At 20.8% G+C, this 24557-nt stretch carries 18 protein-coding genes; 12 read left to right on the top strand and 6 right to left on the bottom strand.

Translation table 11 applies throughout. The features are described 5' to 3' along the window. Positions 1-230: 230 nt before the first annotated feature. From ilvB to mtnN, 7 genes are all read left to right on the top strand, one after another. Positions 231-1955 (top strand): biosynthetic-type acetolactate synthase large subunit, encoded by a 1725-nt coding sequence (gene ilvB, locus AB4W45_RS00825; RefSeq protein WP_367671452.1) that lies wholly within the window; start codon positions 231-233, stop codon positions 1953-1955. Between the two features lie 13 nt (positions 1956-1968). Next, a complete protein-coding gene (locus tag AB4W45_RS00820; RefSeq protein WP_367671451.1) occupies positions 1969-2226 on the top strand; it encodes an ACT domain-containing protein in 258 nt (85 codons plus the stop codon). A 214-nt stretch (positions 2227-2440) separates the two neighbouring features. Continuing rightward, entirely contained in the window at positions 2441-3370 is a 930-nt protein-coding gene (rsmH, locus tag AB4W45_RS00815; protein ID WP_367671449.1) for a 16S rRNA (cytosine(1402)-N(4))-methyltransferase RsmH, read from the top strand. A gap of 144 nt (positions 3371-3514) precedes the next feature. Next, positions 3515-4759: a cell division protein FtsA gene (ftsA, locus tag AB4W45_RS00810; RefSeq protein WP_367671447.1), complete on the top strand. Its 1245-nt coding sequence runs from the start codon at positions 3515-3517 to the stop codon at positions 4757-4759. A gap of 54 nt (positions 4760-4813) precedes the next feature. After that, a complete protein-coding gene (gene ftsZ / locus AB4W45_RS00805) occupies positions 4814-5965 on the top strand; it encodes a cell division protein FtsZ (protein WP_367671446.1) in 1152 nt (383 codons plus the stop codon). Positions 5966-6039: 74 nt separating this feature from the next. After that, positions 6040-6381 carry an iron-sulfur cluster insertion protein ErpA gene (erpA, locus tag AB4W45_RS00800; protein WP_367671445.1) on the top strand — a complete coding sequence of 114 codons (342 nt, stop codon included), beginning with the start codon at positions 6040-6042 and terminating at the stop codon, positions 6379-6381. Between the two features lie 12 nt (positions 6382-6393). Next, positions 6394-7068, top strand: coding sequence for a 5'-methylthioadenosine/S-adenosylhomocysteine nucleosidase (mtnN, locus tag AB4W45_RS00795; protein WP_367671444.1), 675 nt, complete (start codon positions 6394-6396; stop codon positions 7066-7068). Between the two features lie 118 nt (positions 7069-7186). On the opposite strand, the gene lpdA is transcribed toward mtnN, so the two are convergent. From lpdA to truA, 5 genes are all read right to left on the bottom strand, one after another. Then, entirely contained in the window at positions 7187-8596 is a 1410-nt protein-coding gene (gene lpdA / locus AB4W45_RS00790; protein WP_367671443.1) for a dihydrolipoyl dehydrogenase, read from the bottom strand. A 53-nt stretch (positions 8597-8649) separates the two neighbouring features. After that, positions 8650-9906 carry a 2-oxo acid dehydrogenase subunit E2 gene (locus AB4W45_RS00785; RefSeq protein ID WP_367671441.1) on the bottom strand — a complete coding sequence of 419 codons (1257 nt, stop codon included), beginning with the start codon at positions 9904-9906 and terminating at the stop codon, positions 8650-8652. A gap of 17 nt (positions 9907-9923) precedes the next feature. After that, positions 9924-12587 (bottom strand): pyruvate dehydrogenase (acetyl-transferring), homodimeric type, encoded by a 2664-nt coding sequence (gene aceE, locus AB4W45_RS00780; RefSeq protein WP_367671440.1) that lies wholly within the window; start codon positions 12585-12587, stop codon positions 9924-9926. Positions 12588-12806: 219 nt separating this feature from the next. After that, on the bottom strand, positions 12807-15521 hold the full coding sequence (gene secA, locus AB4W45_RS00775) for a preprotein translocase subunit SecA (RefSeq protein ID WP_367671439.1): 2715 nt from the start codon (positions 15519-15521) through the stop codon (positions 12807-12809). Between the two features lie 72 nt (positions 15522-15593). Continuing rightward, positions 15594-16373 (bottom strand): tRNA pseudouridine(38-40) synthase TruA, encoded by a 780-nt coding sequence (gene truA / locus AB4W45_RS00770; RefSeq protein ID WP_367671437.1) that lies wholly within the window; start codon positions 16371-16373, stop codon positions 15594-15596. 273 nt (positions 16374-16646) lie between these two features. On the opposite strand from truA, the gene dksA reads away from it, so the two are divergent. Beyond that, entirely contained in the window at positions 16647-17099 is a 453-nt protein-coding gene (dksA, locus tag AB4W45_RS00765) for an RNA polymerase-binding protein DksA (RefSeq protein ID WP_367671436.1), read from the top strand. Between the two features lie 168 nt (positions 17100-17267). After that, positions 17268-18491 carry a polynucleotide adenylyltransferase PcnB gene (pcnB, locus tag AB4W45_RS00760; RefSeq protein WP_367671434.1) on the top strand — a complete coding sequence of 408 codons (1224 nt, stop codon included), beginning with the start codon at positions 17268-17270 and terminating at the stop codon, positions 18489-18491. 384 nt (positions 18492-18875) lie between these two features. Here the strand turns inward: pcnB and hpt are convergent, their stop codons facing one another. After that, positions 18876-19412 (bottom strand): hypoxanthine phosphoribosyltransferase, encoded by a 537-nt coding sequence (gene hpt / locus AB4W45_RS00755; RefSeq protein WP_367671433.1) that lies wholly within the window; start codon positions 19410-19412, stop codon positions 18876-18878. 345 nt (positions 19413-19757) lie between these two features. Between hpt and thrA the strand changes: the two genes are divergently transcribed. The 3 genes from thrA to thrC are packed head-to-tail and all read left to right on the top strand — an operon-like array spanning position 19758 to position 24485. Next, on the top strand, positions 19758-22223 hold the full coding sequence (gene thrA, locus AB4W45_RS00750; RefSeq protein WP_367671432.1) for a bifunctional aspartate kinase/homoserine dehydrogenase I: 2466 nt from the start codon (positions 19758-19760) through the stop codon (positions 22221-22223). A 25-nt stretch (positions 22224-22248) separates the two neighbouring features. Continuing rightward, the gene (gene thrB, locus AB4W45_RS00745; protein WP_367671431.1) at positions 22249-23190 is read left to right on the top strand and encodes a homoserine kinase; all 942 of its coding nucleotides are present in this window, start codon (positions 22249-22251) and stop codon (positions 23188-23190) included. Further along, complete coding sequence (gene thrC, locus AB4W45_RS00740) at positions 23190-24485, top strand: threonine synthase (protein ID WP_367671429.1); 1296 nt, start codon at positions 23190-23192, stop codon at positions 24483-24485. The genes thrB and thrC overlap by 1 nt, the downstream gene beginning before the upstream one ends. The last annotated feature ends 72 nt before the right edge of the window (positions 24486-24557 follow it).

Here is a 24557-nt window from a genome sequence, read left to right as displayed (position 1 = left end):
TTTAAAATTATCATTTATAATATATAAAAAATTTCAAAAAATAAAAAATTTTTATAAATATATTTTAATATAAAATTCTTTATAAAATTAAATAAAAAAATATTTAAAAATTTTAAATAAATATATTTATATTTAATATAAAATTTAAAAAATATAATAAAAAATTGTTTTCTATAAATATTTTATTTTATCTATTAAAATACTCTTTTCAAATACTTGAGATAAATACTATGAAAAATTTTTCCGGTGCAGAAATGGTTATAAAATCATTAATTGACCAAAAAATAAAATACATTTTTGGATATCCAGGAGGCGCTGTTTTAGAAATATATGATGCATTAAACAGAATAAAAAAAATAAAACATATTTTAGTGCGTCATGAACAAGCTGCAACACATATGGCGGATGGTTATGCTAGATCTAGTGGAAAACCTGGTGTAGTATTAGTCACATCAGGGCCTGGAGCAACAAACGCAATTACAGGAATTGCAACAGCTTACATGGATTCTATTCCAATGATCATTATTTCAGGACAAGTAGATTCAAATCTTATTGGATATGATTCTTTTCAAGAATGCGATATGATTGGAATTTCTAGACCTATTGTAAAACATAGTTTTTTAATAAAAAAAGTAAAAGAAATACCTTTAATTATCAAACAATCTTTTTTCATTGCTTGTACAGGAAGACCAGGACCAGTTGTTATAGATATTCCAAAAAATATTTTATCTTCAGAAAAAAAAAGACCTTATTTATGGCCCACTTATGTTAATATTCGTTCTTATAAACCAGAACAAAAAATTAATAAAACAATTGTTAAAAAAGCATTTAAAAAAATAATTAATTCGAAACAACCAATAATATACATTGGCGGAGGAATAATTAATTCAAATAGCTCTAATGAACTAAAATATTTTGCAGAAAAAACAAATACTCCTGTAACTAGTTCACTTATGGCTTTAGGTGGTTTTCCAGGATCTCATAAACAAAACTTAGGAATGTTAGGAATGCATGGAACATATTCTGCAAATATGAGTATGCATTATTCTGATGTAATTTTAGCATTAGGAGTAAGATTCGATGATAGAACAACAAATAACATAAAAAAATATTGCCCAAATGCAACTATTATTCATGTAGATATAGATCCAACTTCTATTTCAAAAACAATTAAAGCACAAATCGAAATAGTAGGAGATTTAAAAAAAGTACTTAAAATAATGAATAAACTTTTAAAAAAAAAAATTAAAAAAATTAAAAAAAATAGATTAATTTGTTGGTGGAAAAAAATTTTAGAATGGAAAAAAAAAAAAATTTTTGTACAAAAAAAAAATGTATTAACTATTCAACCTCAAACAGTTATTCAACTAATTTTTAAACTTACAAAAGGGAAATTTTATATTACTTCTGATGTCGGACAACATCAAATGTTTACAGCATTATATTATATGTTTGAAAAACCAAGACAATGGATTAATTCAGGAGGTTTAGGAACTATGGGTTTTGGATTTCCTGCAGCATTAGGAGTAAAACTAGCATTTCCTAAAAAAAATGTAATCTGTATTACAGGCGATGGAAGTATTCAAATGAATATTCAAGAATTATCTACTGCTATGCAATATAAATTACCAATTCTAATATTAAATTTAAATAATAGTTCATTAGGAATGGTTAAACAATGGCAAGATATTATATATTCTGGAAGACACTCACAATCATACATGAAATCTTTACCAAATTTTGTAAAACTTTCAAAATCTTATGGTCATATTGGAATATCAATTTCAAAAATTACAGAACTAAAAAAAAAATTAAAAAAATCTTTTAAATATCTTTCAAAAAAAAAATTAGTTTTCGTAGATATAAAAATTGATCAATCTGAACATGTATATCCTATGCAAATTAAAGGAGGATCCATGAAAGATATGAAATTTAAAAAAAATTTTAAAAAATAAAAGTGATCAAAAAATGACTAAAACAAATTTATTAATTTTATTAGAAAATAAATCAGACGTTCTTTCTAGAATCATAAATTTATTTTCAAAAACAGGATATAAAATAAAAAATTTATCTATTTCTAAAAATATTAAAAAAAAAAATTTGTCTAATTTTTCTATTGAAATTTTTGGAAAAAAAAAATTTATTCCTCAAATTATAAAACAATTAAAAAAATTAATTGATATATTCAATGTTAAAATAATAAAAAAAAGTTCTAAAAAAAAATAAAATTTATAATATATTTAAAAAATATTTTTTAAAAAATTACACATTTTTTAAAATATTTTAAAAAAAAATAACAAATATTCATTTATAAAATAAATTAAAAAAAACAATTTTAAAAATAAATTTAAAAATATTTTTCATATCTAAATAAAATTTTATAAAAATATTTAAAATTTATTAAAACTAAAATATCAATCCTATAATTCTCTAAAAAAATATGCATATTCCAGTACTTTTAAAACAATCTATTAAAAATTTAAATATCAAAAAAAATGGAATTTATATTGATGCAACTTTTGGATCTGGAGGACATAGTAAAGAAATTTTAAAAAAAATAGGTAAAAAAGGTATTCTTTATTCAATTGATAGAGATCCAGAATCCATTAAAATAGCAAAAAATATAAAAGATTCTCGTTTTCATATTATTCATGGTTTATTCTCTAATATTCATGAATATTGTAAAAAATATAACATTTTAAAAAAAATTAACGGAGTAATATTAGATTTAGGAATATCTTCCATTCAACTAAATAATTCAAATAGAGGATTTTCTTTTAAAAACAATGGACCTCTAGATATGAGAATGAATCAAAAAATTGGAATACCTGCATCAAAATGGTTAATGAAAACTACTCAAAAAAAAATTTTTACAATACTAAAAAAATATGGTGAAGAAAGATATTCTAAAAAAATTTCTGTCAGTATTATTAAAAATAGAAAAATAAAACCTATATTATATACTCACCAACTTAAAAAAATTATATCAAAATCTATTCCATACCAAAAAAAACATTCTTCTAGAAGAAGTTTTCAAGCTATAAGAATTTATTTAAATAATGAATTAAATGAATTAAAAAAATTTTTAAAAAATGTATTAAAAATTTTGTCTCCAAATGGAAAATTATGTATTATTAGTTTTCACTCATTAGAAGATAGAATTGTAAAAAAATTTATGTTTAAAAATAGTAGAAAAATTCCAAATTTACCAAGTTCAATTCCTTTAACAGAAAAAGAACTACTAAAAATTAATAAAAAAAAATGCAAATTAAAAATTTATAAAAAAATTTTTCCTAATAAAAAAGAAATTTTAAAAAATATAAGATCAAGAAGTGCAATTTTAAGAATAGCAAAATTAAAAAAAAAATAATATTTAAAAAATAATAAAAATAAATATATAAAAATATAAAAAATTATTTTATTATCTTATTTTTTCAAACTAAATTTTAAAAAAAATACGTTTTAAAAAATAATTATTAAAATAATATTTTTATTAATTAAGAGTTTAAAAATAATGATAAAATCACAAAATAAAAAACTAGTAGTAGGTTTAGATATTGGTACTACTAAAGTTTCTTCTTTAGTAGGAGAAATTCTACCAAATAAAGAAATTAATATTATTGGCTTAGGAAATTATCCTTCTAAAGGATTAAATAAAGGAGAAATAAATGATTTAGAATCAATGATTAAATGTATAAAAAAATCAATTTATCAAGCAGAAGTTATGTCAAAACATAAAATATATTCTATAAATTTAGCATTTTCAAATAAATATATTAATTATTTAAATGAACAAGGAATGGTAAAAATTAAAAAAGAAGAAGTTCAAAAATATGATATTAAAAAAGTATTAAATACAGCTAAATCTGTTAGAATTAATGATAAATATCATATTTTACATGTAATTCCTCAAGAATATATTATTGATGAACAAAAAGGAATTAAAAATCCATTAGGTTTATCTGGAATTCGAATGCAATCAAACGTTCATTTAATAACTTCACATTATAACATAGAAAAAAATATTATTAAAGCAGTAGAAAAATGCAAATTAAAAATTAATAAAATAATATTCTCAGGATTAGCATCCAGTCAAGCAATCTTAACTAATGAAGAAAAAAAATTAGGTGTATGCATGATTGATATTGGAGGAGGAACAATGGATATTTTAATATATATAAATGGTTCTTTACAACATAGTCAAGTAATCCCATATGCTGGAGATATTATTACTCAAGATATATCTTGTGCTTTTTCTTCTTCCATATCTGATGCTGAAAAATTAAAAATAAAATATGGATGCGCTTCGGGTTTTCTTCAAGAAAACCTTCATAATATAAAAATTACACAATCAACAAATAATGAATCAAAAATATTAAATCAAGAAAAATTAACAGAAGTAATTGAATTAAGATGTATAGAATTATTAGAGATTGTAAATAAAAATATTATAAATTTACAAAAAAAACTAAAAAATAAAGGTTACAAATATAACTTGCATAGTGGAATTGTTTTAACAGGAGGAGCCTCAAAAACAAAATTTCTTGTTGATTGCGCAGAAAGAATATTCCAACTTCCTGTTCGTATAGGATATTCAAAAAATATTACTGGTTTAATTAATCATGTAAAAATGCCTGAATACTCTACAGTAGTGGGATTATTACATTTTAATAATATAAAAAAAAAATGTCCTAAAAAAAATTTTTTTGCAAAAAAAAATAATTGGTTATATGCATTAAATCATTGGTTTTATAAATAATATACAAAAAATTGTTTTCAAAAAAAATTTTTTAAAAAAATTGGAGAAAATTTAATGTTTGAATCAGTAGAAGTAGGAAGCGATGCAGTTATTAAAGTTATTGGAGTTGGAGGTGGTGGAGGAAACGCTGTTGAATATATGGTAAAAGAAAAAATTGAAGGAGTAGAATTCTTTGCAATTAATACAGATGCTCAAGCACTAAGAAAAATTGAAGTAGATCAAATTATTCAAATTGGTAATAACGTTACAAAAGGATTAGGAGCAGGAGCAAATCCAGAAATAGGAAAAACATCTGCAGAAGAAGATAAAGAAGCATTAAAAAATGCTCTTGAAGGAGCAGATATGATATTTATTGCTGCTGGAATGGGAGGAGGAACAGGAACAGGAGCTGCTCCAGTAATTGCAGAAGTTGCTAAATCATTAGGAATTTTAACTGTTGCTGTTGTTACAAAACCCTTTCATTTTGAAGGAAAAAAAAGAATGTTATGTGCAGATCAAGGAATTCTAGAATTATCAAAATACGTAGATTCATTAATTATTATACCAAACGATAAACTTTTAAAAGTATTAAATCGAGGAATTTCTTTACTAGATGCATTTAGTGCTGCAAATAATGTTTTAAAAGGAGCAGTACAAGGAATAGCTGAATTAATTACAAGACCAGGATTAATGAATGTAGATTTTGCTGATGTAAGAACTGTAATGTCAGAAATGGGATATTCAATGATGGGTACAGGAATTTCTTCCGGAGAAAATAGATCTGAAGAAGCTTCAGAAATTGCTATTTCTAGTCCTCTTTTAGAAGACGTTGATTTGTCAGGAGCTAAAGGAGTATTAGTAAATATTACTGCTGGAATGAATTTAAGATTAGATGAATTTGAAATGGTTGGAAATACAATTAGATCATTTTCTTCAGATAACGCAACAGTAGTTATCGGAACATCTCTAGATCCAGATATGAATGATGAACTAAGAGTTACTGTAGTAGCAACAGGAATTGGTTTAGAAAGACAATTAGAAATTAATACAAAAAATACAAAAAATTCTTCTAATGATATATTAAATGATTATCGATATAAAAGACTAAATTCATTAGGAAATATATCAAAAATAAATAAAAACAAAAAAGAAACAAGACATGAGAAAAAATATTCTAACAAAAATAAATCATATTTAGATATTCCAACATTTTTAAGAAAAAAATAAAATTTAAAAAATAAAAAGTATTTTTAAAAAATTATTTAATATAAATAAAAAATTATAGAAAAGAGATAATATTAATGAAAAAAAAATTTAATAAAAAATTTAAATTAACTTCTTCAGCTATCTCTTATATAAAAAGTTTTCTAAATAATAAAAAAAAAGATATTAAATTTAGAATATATATAACTGGTGGAGGATGTAGTGGATTTGAATATGGATTTAAATTTGAAAAAAAAAATAATATAAATGATGTAATAATAAAAAAATCTAATATATTAATAATTATTGATCCAATTAGTATTCAATACTTAACTGGAAGTAAAATAGATTATATTGAAACATTAAATGGATCAAGATTTGTTGTAAAAAACCCTAACGCTAAATCTACATGTAGTTGCGGAACATCCTTTAGTATATAAAATATAATAAAAATGAAAATAATAATTGTTTCAGCACTAAAAGAAGAAATCACTTTTTTAGCAAAAAAAAAAAATTTTATAAAAGAAAAAAAAATATTTCATAAAAAAATATTTAATAAAAAAATTATTTTATGTAAAATAGGTATTGGAAAAACATCAGCTGGAGTTAACTGTGCTTTATTATTAAAAAAATATAATCCAAATCTTATTATAAATATTGGAACCGCAGGAAGCTTAAATAAAAGATTAAAAATTGGAAGCTTAATTATTCCTAATAAAGTTTGTTACTACGATGTAAACATGACTAGTTTTAAACAATTAATTGGCCAAGTTGAAGGATTTCCTCAAAAATTTTTAATAAATTCTAAATTTTTTTCTAAAACTATATATTTTTTAAAAAAAAATAATTTAAAATATATAACAGGACTATCAATAAGCGGCGATCAATTTATTAATAACAAAAAAAAATTAAAAAAATTAAAAAAAAATTTTTCTAATGCAATATCTGTAGATATGGAATCTGCTTCAATAGGACAAACATGCTATATGTTTAAAACTCCTTTTTTAATTATACGTTCTATTTCTGATTTTTCTACAAAAAATTCTCATGAAATATACAAAAAAAATAAAAAATATTCTATCAAAAAATGTTCATATTTAATATATAAACTAATTAAATTTTTTTAAAATACTTTTTATAAAAAAAAAAATATCAATAAAAATTTTGATGTTATGTAAAATAATTTAAAATTCATAACATCAAAAAAATATATATAAAAAAAAACAAAAAAAAATACAAAAATTTTTATTTTATATTTAATAAATCAGTTATAGTTTTTTCTTCTATTTTAGATGCAGATTGAATTGATTCATATAAAGTTGGATGTGCATGCATAGTTAAAGAAATATCTGAAATATCACATCCCATTTCTATAGCTAAAGAAATTTCTCCCAATAATTCTCCAGCTGTTCTTCCAACAATAGCTCCCCCAATAATTTTATTATTTAACTTGTTAAATATTAATTTAGTCATTCCTAAAGAAGAATTTGATACACATGCTCTTCCAGAAGCATTCCATGGAAAAATCGAACAATGATATTTTATATTTTTTTTAATTGCTTCTTTTTCAGTCATTCCTACCCAACATACTTCTGGATCAGTATAACAAATATTAGGAATTACTTTTGTATCAAAATAATGATTTTTTCCAGAAATTACTTCTGCAGCAATATGAGCTTGATAAATTCCTTTATGAGCTAACATAGGATGCCCTGAAACATCACCAATAGAAAAAATTCCAGGAATATTAGTTTGACATTGATCATCTATTATAATAAATTTTCTATTATCTAATTTAACATCAATATTATTTAAATTTAAATAATCTATATTTGGAAATCTTCCAATAGAAACAAGAATAACATCATATTTTTTTTCTTTTAAAACATTTTTAGTATTTATCTTAACTGTAATATGTTCTTTTGAAAAATTTATATTTTCTATAAAAGAATTTAATATAATATTAAATTTATCTGAAATAGATTTTATAAAAAATGAACTTACATCAAAATCAGCAGAAGAAAAAATCATATCAGAGCTTTCAATTACATCTATTTTAGATCCTAAAGAACTATATACTGTTGCCATTTCTAAACCAATAACACCAGCTCCAATAATTAACATTCGACGGGGAATAAAAGGAAGATTAACAGCATCTGTAGAATACCATATTCTTTTATCTTGAACTTTTATTTGAGGTAACTTTATAGAACTAGAACCAGTAGCAATAATTGCATAATTAAAATTTATTTCTTTAGTAGAATCATTATTTTTTACTAAAATTTTGTTTTTATTTAAAAAAGATGCCATTCCTTTTAATACTTTAATTTTTCTTTGCTTAGATAAAATTTTTAATCCAGTATTCATTTTTCTAATTAACTGATTTTTCCAAGATTGAATTTTTTTAAAATTAAACTCTGGATTATTCGTTATAATATTTAATTCAAAAAATTCTTTATATTCCTGTAAAACTTTAGAAAAATGTAAAAGAGCTTTAGAAGGTATACATCCTACATTTAAACAAACGCCTCCTAAAACTGAATATTTTTCAATTAAAACAGTTTTTATTCCTAAATCAGAAGCTCTAAAAGCTGCAGAATATCCTGCTGGACCTCCTCCAATTACCACTAAATCTGTATTCATTACTTTATTCATTTTAATTTCCAAAAGTTAAAATTACTAATAAATAGTTTCAAAAAATGTATCAATTAAAATAATAATCTATAAAAATTTTTTAAATTTTTATTTAAATTCTTAATAAAAAGAGCACCATCTACTCCATTTATTATTCTATGATCATATGATAATGATAAAGGTAATAATAAACGAGGAACAAAATTATTATTTTTCCATATTGGTTTCATTTTCGCTCTAGAAACTCCTAATATTGCTACTTCTGGAGAATTTATTATCGGAGTAAATTCTCTAACATCAAAATTTCCTAAATTAGATACAGTAAAACTTCCTTTATTAATTTCATTAAATGTCAATTTATTTTTTCTAGATTTTTTAGATAAATCTAATAGTTCATCAGAAATATTTTTAATCGTTTTATGATTTACATTTTTAATTACTGGAACAAAAACACCATCTTTAGTATTTACTGCAACTCCAATATTAATATCTTTTTTAAGAATTATTCTATCTTTTTTACGATGCAATATACTATTAAATTTTTTAAATTTTAAAAGATTCAATGAAATTGCTTTTATTATAAAAGTTAATAAAGTAAATTTTATATTTAAATTAAGATAACTTTTATTAATTTTTATTCTAAAATTTTCTAATTTTGTAATATCAATTTCTGCAAATTGAGTAACATGCGGTATTTCAATCCAATTTTTAGAAAAAATTTTGCTTGAAATATTTTGAACTTTACTTAAAAAAACTATTTTTTTAAAATTATTAGAAACATTCAATTCTTTTTCTTTAGAGATTAATTTTAAATACTTTTTAGATTTTAATTTTTTTTCAGTATTATCTTTTAAAGAATTTATATAATGAATAACATCTTCTTTCAATATTCTACTTTTTCTTCCAGTTCCTTTTATTTTTTCAATAGAAATTTTAAATTTTCTACATAATCGTTTTACAGAAGGAGATGAATGTATTAATTCAATTTTTGAATTATTATTTTTATTTTTATTTAAATTTAAAATTATTTCTGAATTTTTATCAGTATTTTTTAAAAAACTAGAAGATTTGTTTTCCAAATTGATTTTACTTTTTGAATTTTTTTGACTTAAAGATAAAATTGGAGAATTAATTTTAACAATATCTCCAACTTTTACGTAAATATTTTTTACAATACCTTCTTTAGTACATGGAATTTCAATAGAAGCTTTTTGCCCTTCAACAATAATTAATCCTTGATCAATTCTTAATTTATCTAAAGGTTTTATTAAAATTTCTATCACTTCTGCTTCATCTATACCAATATCAGGAACTTTGATTATCATACTCATTAAATTTATATACCCCTTTATGATAAACGTGGATTTACTTTATCTTTTTTGATATTGAATTTTTTTATAGCATCCACTACTAATTTCATATTTATTTGTTCAAATTTCGCTAACTCTCCTAAAGCTGCTATAACAATATAATATTCATCAATTTCAAAATAATTTCGAAGATTTTTTCGACTATCTGAACGACCATAACCATCTGTTCCTAAAACTTTATATGAACGAGAGGGTACATATTTTCTAATTTGTTCAGCGTATAATTTCATATAATCTGTAGAAACAATAGCAGGTTTATTATTCATAATTAATGATATATACGGAATTTTTTTTTCTTCAGAAGGATGTAATAAATTCCATCGATCACAATCTTGACCATCTCTTGCTAATTCAGTAAAAGATGTCACACTATAAATATCTGAACCAATATTATAATTTTCAAATAAAATTAATGCAGCTTTTCTTACAAGCCTTAGTATCGATCCAGAACCTAATAATTGAACAGACAATTTACTAGGAAAACTTTCTAATTTATATATTCCTTTACAAATTCCTTTCTTCGTTTCTGGAATAAATTTTGGCATACGATAATTTTCATTTGTTGTAGTAATATAATAATAAATATTCTCCTGTTTTTTTCCATACATTCTTTTAATTCCGTCTTGAATAATTACTGCTAATTCATAAGCATAAGCAGGATCATAAGAAATACAATTAGGAATTGTTAAAGAATAAATATGACTATGCCCGTCTTCATGTTGTAAACCTTCTCCATTTAAAGTAGTTCTTCCTGATGTTCCTCCTATTAAAAATCCTCGAGCTTGTTGATCTCCTGCAGCCCAACATAAATCTCCAATTCTTTGAAAACCAAACATAGAATAATAAATATAAAATGGAATCATTGGAAAATTATTAGTGCTATAAGATGTAGCAGAAGCTAACCAAGATGCAGCAGCACCTAGTTCATTAATCCCTTCTTGAAGTATTTGACCACTTTTATCTTCTTTATAATATGATAATAAATTTTTATCTTGAGGAGTATAATTTTGACCATTTAAATTATATATTCCAATTTTTCTAAATAGTCCTTCCATACCAAAAGTTCGAGCTTCATCTGCAATAATTGGAACAATTCTTTTACTTAAATTTTTATTATTTAATAATATATATAAAATTCTTACAAAAGCTATTGTAGTAGATATCTTTTTTTGTTGCTCAATTAATAAAGGACTAAAATCTTTTAAATGCGGAATACTAAAATATGAAGAAAAATTTTTAATTCTTTCCGGAACATATCCTCCCAGTTTTTTTCTTTTATCATGTAAATAATTATATTCTTTTGAAAATTTTTTAAAATGTATATATGGAAAATTCTTTAAATCTTCATCTAAAATAGGTATTTTAAATTTATTTTTTATACGTTGAATATCTTCAAAATTAATTGTTTTAACTTGATGAGCAATATTATTTCCTTCAATTTTGCTCCCCATTCCATAACCTTTAATTGTATGAAAAAATATTACTACAGGTCGCAATTTAATACTTTTTGCTTTTTTAAATGCAGCATAAACTTTTTTAAAATCATGACCTCCTCTATTTAAATCCCATATCTCATCATCTGTCATATTTTTTACTAAATTTAAAGTTTCTTGATATTTTCCAAAAAAATATTTTCTAACATAAGCCCCATTTTTTGATTTAAAAGTTTGATAATCTCCATCAACTGTTTCATTCATTAATTGAATTAATTTTCCAGTTTTATCTTTTTTTAATAATCTATCCCATTTATCTCCCCAAATAACTTTTATTGTTTTCCATCCAGCTCCATTAAAGAAACTTTCTAATTCATTAATAATTTTTCCATTTCCTACAACTGGACCATCTAATCTTTGTAAATTACAATTAATAATAAAAATTAAATTATCAAGTTTTTCACGAGCAGCAATATTTATAGCTCCTTTAGATTCCGGTTCATCCATTTCTCCATCACCTAAAAAAACATATACAGTTTTTTTTGAAGTATCTTTTAAATTTCTATTTTTTAAATACTTTAAAAATTTTGCTTGATAAATAGCACAAATTGGCCCAAGACCCATTGAAACTGTTGGAAATTGCCAAAAATTAGGCATTAATTTAGGATGCGGATAAGAAGATAAACCATTTCCATTTATTTCTTGTCTAAAATTATTAATTTGTTTTTTTGTAATCCTTCCTTCTAAATAAGCTCTAGAATAAATTCCAGGAGAAATATGACCTTGAAAATAAATTACATCACCAAGATCAAAATTATTATTTGCATGAAAAAAATGATTAAAACAAACTTCATAAATAACAGCTGAAGATTGAAAAGAAGATAAATGTCCTCCAAGATCTAATTTTTTTTGAGATGCCTTTAAAACCATCATTATTGCATTCCAACGAACTGCTGAACAAATTTTTTTTTCTAATTCTATATTTCCAGGATAAATTGGTTCATTTTTAACAGAAATTGTATTTATATAATCAGAAATATTTTTTTTAGTTTTAAAAATATTAATTTTTTTATATTTTTTTAATATTTTATTTATTAAAAAAATTCCTCTTTTATAGCCATCTTTCTGTATTATAGATTTCATTGAATCTAACCAATCTTTTGTTTCTATAGGATCTATATCAATGTCTGTATAATAATCTTTAGACATAGAGTGCTCCTTAATTTTTCATTTTAAAAAAATTTATAATATATTTTATAAAAAATTAACATATATATAAAATTTTTATTTAAAATAGATTAAATTTGAAATTATTATATATTTATCAAATTAAAAAAAATAAAATTAAAAAATTTTAATATTTTTATAAAAATAAAATTTTTATAAAATTTTAAAAAATTTTAAAAATTATATTTATTAAAAATTTTTTTATTTTACAGAACCATGACAATGTTTATATTTTTTTCCAGATTTACAAGAACATAATGAATTTCGAGAAAGTATAGTTGTACCAATATCTTCATCATCATATTTTCTAAATTCAATATTTGTGTTTTTTTTTAAAAAATTTCTAATTTGTTTAAAACGATCTGGGTGAATAGAAAACTTATAATTTATTTCTTTACTTCCATATGGATCAAAATGAGAAAGACAAATACCACTTAATTCTAATATTACTTCATATTTTAAAGACTCTAACATATTTGAAAAAATAATAAAAGATTCACGTTTATATTCTATTTTAGGGTCTTTTTGAGCATATCCCCTTAAATGTATTCCTTGTTTTAAATATTCCATTTCAGATAAATGCTCTTGCCAAAAAAAATCTAATTTTTTTAACATGACAGATTTTTCTATATTTCTCATGTTTTTTCGACCTATCAAATTTTCTTTAATCAAATAATTTATCTTAAATTTTTGTAATGTTTGATCTAAAATAAAATTTTTAAGATCTATATTTTTTATTTTTGAATAACCAAAAAAAGATATTTTCATATTAAATTTTTTAAAAAAATAACTCTCCAATTTTAATAAACTTTTTTTTATTTTAATAGAATTTTTTAAATTTAAAAAATTATTAATTACTTTTAAAAAAACATCTTTAGAAATACTTTTTATAATATTTTTAATTTCTTCTTTATTAATTAAAGCATTCCTTTGTTTATAAACAACTTTTCTTTGTTCATTAATAATATTATCATATTCTAAAAGTTGTTTACGAATATCAAAATTCATATTTTCTACTTTTTTTTGAGCATTAGAAATAGCTCTATTTACCCAATTATTTTCAATTGAATCTCCATATTTCATTCCTAAATTTCTCATTATATTAATTACTTTATCTGAAGTAAAAATCCTCATTAAAGAATCTTCCATAGATAAATAAAATCTAGAAGATCCAATATCTCCTTGACGACCTGATCGACCTCGTAACTGATTATCTATTCTTCGAGATTCATGCCTTTCAGTTCCAATAACATGCAATCCACCTACAGATAATACTAATTTATGATTTTTTTTCCAATTTTTATCTTTAAAATAAACATTTTTATGTTTTTTTTTAATTTTTTTAATATGTTTATCTTCAAAATATCCGCCTAAAATAATGTCTGTTCCTCGTCCAGCCATATTAGTAGCAATAGTTACTGCTCCTAATTTACCTGCTTGAGAAATAATTTCAGCTTCTTGTTTATTAAACTTTGCATTTAAAACATTATGTTTTATTTGAAATTTTTTCAAATAATTAGAAATTATTTCCGATTTTTCTATAGATACTGTTCCAACTAAAACAGGCTGTTTTTTTAAATAACATTTTTGAATATCTTTTATTATAGATTCAATTTTTTCTTTTTCTGTTAAATAAACTAAATCTGAATAATCTTTTCGTATCATTGGTTTATTAGTAGGTATTACAACAGTATCTAAATTATAAATTGAACGAAATTCAAAAGCTTCTGTATACGCAGTTCCAGTCATTCCTGACAATTTTTTATATAATCTAAAATAATTTTGAAAAGTAATAGAAGCTAATGTTTTATTTTCATTTTTAATTAATACATGCTCTTTAGCTTCAATTGCTTGATGTAAACCATCTGACCAGCGTCTACCTTTCATTATTCGACCAGTATGCTCATCTACTATAACAACTTCTTTATTCTTTACTAAATAATCAACATCTTTAGTAAATAATCGATGAGCTTTTAAAGAAGTAGTAACATGATGTAACAATTTAATATTTTTTGAAGAATATAAAGATTCTTTTTTTTTTATAATATTTTTTTTTACTAATATTTTTTCTATTTTAATTAAACCCCTTTCAGTTAAATAAACTTGTTTTGATTTTTCATCTAAAAAAAAATCTCCTGAACCAGTAAAAGATTCTGTATCTTCTTTATCTTGCTGATGTAAACAAGATACAATTGTATTAATATGAGCATATAACTTAGAACAATCATCTTCTTCTCCTGAAATTATTAAAGGAGTTCTAGCTTCATCAATTAAAATTGAATCTACTTCATCTATTAATACATAATTTAACTTTCTTTGTACTTGATTATTTTTAGACATAACCATATTATCTCTTAAATAATCAAATCCAAATTCATTATTTGTTCCATAAGTAATATCAGAATTATAAGCTTCTTTTTTTGAAGAAACAGATAATTCAGGTAAATTTAAACCAACTGTTAAACCTAAAAATTCAAATAAAAATTTATTTTTATTAGCATCTCTTTTAGATAAATAATCATTCATAGTAACAATATGAACTCCATCTCCTGTAAGCGCATTTAAATATGCAGGTAAAGTTGATGTTAATGTTTTTCCTTCACCAGTTTTCATTTCTGCAACGCATTGATTATTTAAAACTATTCCTCCTAATATTTGAGAATCAAAATGACGTAATCCAAAAACACGCTTACTTGCTTCTCTCACAATAGCATAAGATTCAATTAATAAATTATCTAACAATTCTTTTTTTTTAAGACGTTTTTTAAAAATTTTAGTTTGATTTTTTAATTTTTGATCAGTAAAATTTTTATAAAAATTTTCTAAATCATTAATTTGTTCAACTATTAAATTAAGTTTAATTAATATTTTATCATTTCTACTTCCAAAAATTTTTTTTAAAAAATTTAAAAACATATATTTTCTCTTTAATTAAAATGTAATATTATATAAATTAAAAAATTTTTTAATTTTTTAAAAAAATACATATTAAATAAAATTACAATTATTTTGAAATATTTCAAAACGCTTTGGATAATTTACAGACGATAAATATAATCCATTTGCCAAAGCTGTTGGCCCTGCAAAAATTCTATTTTTTAAATTAAGAACATTTAACAACCACAATATACTTTTTTTTTTTCGACCAATTTCAATTAAACATCCCACAATATTTCGAACCATTTTATATAAAAAAGAATTCGCAGTAATATCAATTATTATAAAAAAATTATTTTTTTTATATACTTTAATTTTTAATATATTTCTCCAAGAACTATAAGATTGACATCGAGCAGCACGAAAAGAAGAAAAATCATGCTCTCCAAGTAAAAATTTACTAGCTTTATTCATTTTACAAACATCTAAATTAAAAAAAATATTATTTACTCTATTTCTTAAAATAGAAGATCTAACAAAATTGTTGTAGATAATATATCGATAACTACGAGAAACAGCAGAATAGCGTGCATGAAAATCTTGTAAAACATTTTTCACCCATATTACAGAAATGTCTTTTGGTAAAAAACTATTTACTCCAATCATCCATGAAATCTTTTTTCTATAAGAAAAAGTTTTAAAATGAATAACTTGATTATACGCATGAACGCCAGAATCTGTTCTTCCTGCACAAAATATACATATTTTATGATTAGCTATTTTTGATATTGCATATTCTAATTTTTCTTTAATTGAATAACCTTCTATCTGACTTTCCCATCCATAATATAAACTTCCATCATATTCTATACCAAAAGCCAATTTAAACATTTTAATCTAACCTTTACTTAAAATAAATTTAAAAAAATTTGTATTAAAAATTGTTAAATATTAAAATTTTAATATATTATAAATCAAAAATATTTTTACTATAAAAATTAGTATTAATTTTATTTATTAAAAAATTTTAAAAAATATATATTTCTAAAAAATATTTAATTTCATATTATAAATATCTCATGTATATTATAAAATCTATATATTGTTATAGTGTTTTTTTTATTTTTTTTTTTTAAAAATAAAATTATATTAAGGAAAAATTTTATGAGAAATAATAAAAATTCAAAAAAAACTTCATTAAGTATTCTTACTATTGCTGGAGTATGTTCATATAAAAAAAAAAAAAATGAAAAATATATGAATATTAATCAAATTAATCATTTTAAAAAAATACTTGAAACTTGGAAAATGCAACTAAATAAAGAAAAAAAAGATTTATGTTATATATCAAAAAAATCTTCTAATTTTCCCGATCCAATTGATAGAGCAGTTCAAGAAGAAGAATTTAGTTTAGAATTAAGAAAACGAGATAGAGAAAATACATTAATAATAAAAATAAACAATACTTTAAAAAAAATACAAAATAAAGATTTCGGATACTGCTCTACATGTAATGTAGAAATAGGAATTAAAAGATTAGAAGCAAGACCAACTGCTCACTTATGCATTGACTGTCAAACATTAGAAGAAATTAGAAATAAGCAAATGCTAGGTTAAAAAATAATAGATAGTGAAAAAAGATTAATTCTATTTCACTATCTTAATAAAAAATATTTTTAAATAAAATATTAATATTAACAATTATTTATAATATTAAAAAAAAAAAAAAAAAAAAATATGAACATCTTTTTAATAACACAAATACTTTTACTATAAATGAATCATATGATAATAATTCCTAAAAGAAAACATAATATATCTCGAAATAAAATCAGCAAAAATGCTATTAAAATTTTATTTAGACTACATAAATCTGGTTATGAAGCATATCTTGTAGGAGGAGGAGTTAGAGATCTTATTCTTGGAAATAAACCAAAAGATTTTGATTTAACCACTAATGCTACTCCATCTGAAATACAAAAATTATTTAAAAATTGCAGATTAATTGGAAGAAGATTTCAAATTGCTCATATAATGTTTAAAAAAGAAACTATCGAAGTATCCACTTTTAGAGGTCATAATAATAAAAAAAATTCTCAAAAAATATTTAAAAAAAAAAAAAATTTAGGTATACTTTTGAGAGATAATATATTTGGTAAAATCGAAGAAGATGCCGAAAGAAGAGATCTTACTATTAATACTTTATATTTTAATATTATTGATTTAAGTATTAGAGATTATGTAGGAGGAATAAAAGATATAAAAAAAAAAATTATTCGATTAATTGGAGACCCTGAAACAAGATATAGAGAAGACCCAGTAAGAATATTAAGAGTTATTAGATTCTCAGCACAATTAAAGATGAAAATAGAAAAATATACAGCATTAGCTATTCCAAAATTGTCAAAATTAATATCACATGTTCCATCAGCAAGATTATATAATGAATTAAATAAATTATTACAAACAGGATTTGGATATAAAGCATATAAAAAATTAAACAAATTTAATTTATTAGAAACTATTTTTTCTTTTCCTTTTATACATTATAATAAAAAAATTAAATTATTAATTAGTTCTTTAATTGTAAAAGTATTAAAAAAAAATGATTTAAGATTTAAAAAAAAACAAAAAATTAATATAGAATTTTTATGGTCTGCTATTTTATGGTATCCATATTTTTTTCAAACAATACAAATAAAAAAAAAAAAAAAAATAAATTACAAAGACGCTTCTAACATATCTTTAAAAATAATTTTAAAAAAAGCATCTTTATTATTATCTATTCCTAAACAAATAATTGAATCTATTAAAGAAATTTGGAAAATAATAAATTTTATTACATATAACTCAAAAAAAATTTCGTTAACAACAAAAAAAAATATAAAATTTTTTGAAGCATATAATTTATATGTTATAAAAAAAAAAATAGAAAAAAATAAAAACATAAAACAAATAAAATTAAAAAAATATAATAATTTTAAAAAAAATAACTTTATAACAAAATAATATTTTTAAAATATTTTTTAAAAATTAAAAAATAAATAAAATAATTTTATATTAACTTAAAAATACAAAAAAAAAAATATTAAAAAATATTATAAATAAATATTACAAATTTTAAAAATAAAAAAATTTTATAAATTCTATAAAAAAAATATTACTTATTTATAAGTTTAAATAAATAATTTCTAATAATTTTTTATAAAAAATATAAGTTTAAAAAAAAATAATTTATTAAAAAATTTTGTAAAATTTTTTAAAAAAATTTTTATAAATTTATGAAAATTTTTATTAATATTAAAAAAAAAAAAAAATAAAAATAAAAAAATACATATTTTTTAAAAAATAAATATAAAAAATATTTTAAAAAATAATTTAATAAAAAATTTTTTAAGATTTTTTAAATACTATTTTTCCTATATATGGTAAATGACGATGACATTGTGCATAATCAATTCCATACCCTACAACAAAATCATTAGATATGGAAAAACCAACATAATCTATCATTAAATTTACTTCTCTACAATCTGGTTTATCTAAAAGAGTACATATAGAAATAGAACAAGGGTTTCTTAAACGCAATATCTCTAAAACTTTACTTACAGTTAAACCAGAATCAATAATATCTTCTACAAGAAGAACATTTTTTCCATTAATATCTTCATCTAAATCTTTTAATATTTTAACATCTCCACTTGAAAAATTATTTTTACCATAACTAGAAGTAGTCATAAAATCTACTTCATGTTTAATTTTTATAACTCTACATAAATCTGCAATAAAGATAAAAGAACCTCTTAATAAACCAATTAAAATTATTTTATTTATATTATTTTTATAATTTTTCGTAATTTGTTTACCTAATTCTTTTACTCTATTTTGAAGAGAAAAAACTGATATAATAGGTTCTATAATATATTTCATATATTTTTTAATTTTTAATAAATTTTAAATTATTTTTAAAAAATATAAAAAATTAATAATTTTTATTTTTTTATTAAAAATAAATTTTTAATAATATTTTAAAAATATTAATTTTTTAATAATAAAAAATTTTAAAAATTTTTAAAAAAATTTTTATTAATTTTAAATTTTAACATAAAAAAATAAATTTATACAAATTTCATTAAAATCTTATACATAAAAATAAAAAAAATTAATATTTTTTTTTATTTTTTTATATAATATATAATAATTTTATTTATATAAATATATAAAAAATATATCAATTTATTTATTTTATAAATAATTTAGGAGAATTTTTAAAAAATGATTAATATTTTAAAATTTGGAGGAACTTCATTAGCTGATGCAAAAAAAATCTTATTTGTATCAAAAATAATTGAAGAAAAATCAAGAAACAATCAAATTGCAGTTGTTTTATCTGCTCCAGCAAAAATAACAAATTATTTAGAAAAACTTATAAAATATTCAATAAAAAAAAATAACTTTAAAAAAATTATTTTAAAAATACAAAATAAATTTATTAAAATAATAAAAAAAATTTTTAAAAAAAAAAATAAAATTTTCTTTAAAAAAATATTAAAAATTATTAAAAAAGAAATAATATTTTTAGAGAAAACAGCAAAAAAAATATATAACTCAAATAAATGCTCAAAAATTATTTTTGCAAAAATAATTTCTAAAGGAGAAATACTATGTACTAATATTGTAAATAATTTATTAATTTCTAAAAATTTAAATACTTATTTAATAAATCCTATAAAAAAAATTATTTCTACAGGAAATATATTAGAATCATATGCTGATATTAGTTTATCAACAAAAAAATTAAAAAAAATTAATATTTCTTCTAAAAAAATAATATTAATGCCTGGATTTATTGCAGGAAATAAAAAAAATCAATTAGTTTTATTAGGAAGAAATGGATCTGATTATTCCGCTGCTATATTATCTGCTTGTTTTAAAGCTAATTCCTGTGAAATTTGGACTGATGTAAATGGAGTTTTAACATGTGATCCAAAAATTGTTTCTAATGCAAAAATATTAAAAAATCTTACATATGAAAATATTACAGAATTATCAAAACTAGGAGCAAAAGTTTTACATCCTAAATCTATATCACCTCTAAAAAAATTTAATATTCCTTGCTATATTAAAAATACTTTCAACAAAGAATATCCTGGAACAAAAATATTTAAAAAAAATAAAAATAAAAAAAATAAAAATTATCCGAGTGTAACATATATAGATAAAATATGTTTATTCAAAATTAAAATAAATAACTATAAACAAAAATATAAAATAGAAAAAAAATTACTAAAATCTATAAAAAAAAAATACATATCTATAATTTTATTTTCTAATTCAATAAATTCAAATTATATAAATTTTTATATAGAAAAAAAATACCTTAAAAAAACTAAAAAAATATTTCAAAAAATATTTAAAAATTTTATCAATAAATTTGAAAGAAAAATTAAAATAAAAAAAAAATTATCTATAATATCTATTGTTCAAGATAAAATTACAAAAAAAGATAAATTAATTAGAACAATATATAAAAAATTAAATAACTCAAATATTAAAATAATTTCCACAATAAAAAATGACTCAAAAAATTCTATTTCTTTTATTATAAAAACTAAAAATAAAATTACTGCAATTAAATTAATACATAAAATAATAATTAATAAAAAAAAAATTGTTGAATTATTTTTATTAGGAATTGGAGGAATAGGAAAAACTTTATTAAAACAAATTTCTCAAGAAAAAAATATTTTAAAGAAAAAAAATATCAGTATAAAAATTTGTTTAATATCAAATTCTCATAAATTATTATTTAAAGAAAATGGAATTAAAACTAAATTATGGAAGAAAAATTTTAAAAAAACAAAATATAATTTTACAAAAAAAAATAAATTAATTTTAAAAATTTATAAAATTATCAAAAAAAATTGTTATATTAATCCAATAATTATTGACTGCACTTCTAGCACAAAAATATCAAACCAATATATTAAATACATAAAAAAAGGATTTAATATCATTGCTGCAAACAAAAAATTTAATACTGGAAATATAAAAAAATATAAAAAAATAAGAAAAATAGCCTATAAAAAAAATAAACAATTTTTATATGAAACAAATGTTGGAGGAGGTCTTCCAATTATACAAACAATAAAAAATATTATTCAAACAGGAGATAAAATAGTATATTTTCAAGGTATACTATCTGGATCTTTATCATTTATTTTTGGAAAATTAGATGAAGGAATGCTATTTTCAAAAGCTGTTAAAAAAGCAAAAAAAATAGGATTTACTGAACCTGATCCAAGAGAAGATCTATCTGGTTTAGATGTTGCAAGAAAACTATTAATTATTGCTCGTGAATCTGGATATAATTTAGAATTAAAAGATATAAAAATTGATAAAATACTTCCTAAAACTTTAAACAAAAATATTAGCGTAAAAGAATTTTTAACTCAAATAAAAAAATTTGACAAATTTTTTTTAAAAAAAAATTTATTAGCTAAAAAAAATCTAAAAAGAATAAGATTTATTGGAACAATTGATAAAGTAGGAAATTGTAAAATTAAACTTTCTGAAATCGATAAAAAAAATCCATTATATGAAATAAAAAATGGAGAAAATGCATTTACATTTTACAGTAAATATTATCAACCAATACCACTAGTTATCAGAGGATACGGAGCTGGAAAACAAGTTACTGCATCTGGAGTTTTTTCTGATTTATTAAATTCTATTTTATAAAATTATGTACATTTAGGAAAAAAATATGATAAAAGTATATGCGCCAGCATCTATTGGAAACTTAGGAGTAGGATTTGATATACTAGGAGCATCAATAACTCCTATAAAAAATAAAGAATTGTTAGGAGACTACGTCTCAATTAAATTATCAAACTTATTTAAATTAACTAATAGTGGAAAATTTTCAAAAGAACTTCCAAAATCATATAAAAATAATATTGCTTGGAAAGCATGGCGTCTTTTTTCAAAAAAAATAAAAACAAAAAAAAATGTACATATTACATTAGAAAAAAATTTACCTATAAGCTCTGGACTAGGTTCAAGCGCATCATCTATTGTATCAACACTAGTAGCATTGAATATTCTTTTTAAAAATCCCTTAGATAAACACAAATTATTATATTTAATGGGAAAAATAGAAAAAGATGTTTCTGGTGGAATACATTATGACAATGTTGCACCTTCTTATCTTGGAGGGGTTAGATTAATTATAAATAATAAAAAAAATATTTCCCAAAAAATTCCATATTTTAAAGATTGGTTTTGGGTTATTTCATGGCCAGGTACTAAATTATCAACTCTTGAATCTAGATTAGTTCTTCCTAATACATATTCTAAAAAAACTTGTATACAACATAGTAAAAATATATCGTGTTTTATTCATGCGTCTTATACAAATCAATCTAATCTTGCTGCATCCTCTATAAAAGATATTATTGCTGAACCATTTAGAAAAAAACTAATAAGAAATTTTTCTCAACACAAAAAAAATATAAAAAAAATAGGATCTATAGCATACGGAATTTCAGGATCAGGTCCAACTATTTTCTCTATATGTGATAATAAAAAAACAGCAAAAAAAATTAAAAAATATTTTTTGAAAAATTACGTTGAAACAAAAAAAGGGTTTTCTTTCATTTGCAAAATAGACTCTATTGGAGCTAGAACTATAGGAATAAAAAATTAATGAAATTATATAATCTAAAAGATAAAAATGAAATAGTAAATTTTTCTAATGCAGTAAAATTAGGTTTAGGATCAAAACAAGGATTGTTTTTTCCCGAAAAATTACCAATTCTTTCTCAAGAAAAAATTACAAAACTTTTAAAAAAAAAATTTATTCCTAGAAGTCAAAAAATTTTATCGTTATTAATTGGTAATGAAATACAAAAAAAAAATATATATTCTAGCGTAAAATCAGCTTTTTCTTCTTATAAACCAAAAATTTATAATCTAAAAAAAAATATTTCATGTTTTGAATTATTTCATGGACCAACTTTAGCTTTTAAAGATTATGGAGCTAAATTCATGGCTCAAATACTTTCGTTGTTAAATAAAAAAAACAAAAAATCAACAACTATTTTAACAGCAACGTCTGGAGATACTGGAGCAGCAGTAGCACACGCATTTTATAAAATTAAAAATATAAAAGTAATTATATTATATCCCAAAGGAAAAATTAGTGATATTCAAAGAAAATTATTTTCTACTTTAGGAAAAAATATTACAACAATAGCTATTGATGGAAGTTTTGATGACTGTCAAGAATTAGTAAAAAAATCATTTAATGATCAAGAAATAAAAAAATATACACAATTAAATTCTGCAAATTCAATAAATATTAGTAGATTATTTGCTCAAATATGCTATTTTTTTGAAATATTTCATTTAATTCATAAAAATTCTGAAAAAAAAATAGTTATTTCTATACCATGTGGAAATTTTGGAAATTTAACTGCTGCTTTGCTAGCAAAATCTATGGGTTTAAAAATAAAAAAATTAATTTTATCAACAAACTCAAATGACACAATACCAAGATTTTTAAAAACTGGAATATGGAATCCTTTTCCAACTATTTCTACAATTTCTAATGCAATGGATATTAGCAAACCAAATAACTGGACTAGAGTACAAGAAATATTTAAAAGAAAAAAATGGAATATTAAAGATTTAGGTTATGGTAGTGTATCAGAAAAAGAAACAAGAAAAAAAATACAAGAACTATTTAAAAAATATAAATATATTTCTGAACCACATTCATCTATAGCTTATACTCTTCTTAAAAGAAAATTAAAAAAAGAAGAACACGGAATTTTTTTAGGTACTGCTCATCCAATTAAATTTAAAAACACTGTTGAAGAAGTATTAAAAATAAAATTAAAAAAACCAGATATAATTTCTAATTTATCTAATTTAAAAGAATTATGTCATAATATTAAACCTAATTTTAATACACTTAAAAAAATTTTAATTAATACATAAATATTATATCAGAGAGGAAATACATTTCCTCTCTAATAAAATTTTTAAAAATATTTTACTAATAAAATATTT

It is taken from the genome of Buchnera aphidicola (Periphyllus testudinaceus), from assembly GCF_964059035.1.
GTDB lineage: Bacteria > Pseudomonadota > Gammaproteobacteria > Enterobacterales > Enterobacteriaceae > Buchnera_J > Buchnera_J aphidicola_BN.
Note: the sequence above shows the minus strand (reverse complement) of the source record. Positions and strands in the feature narration are given on the sequence as shown.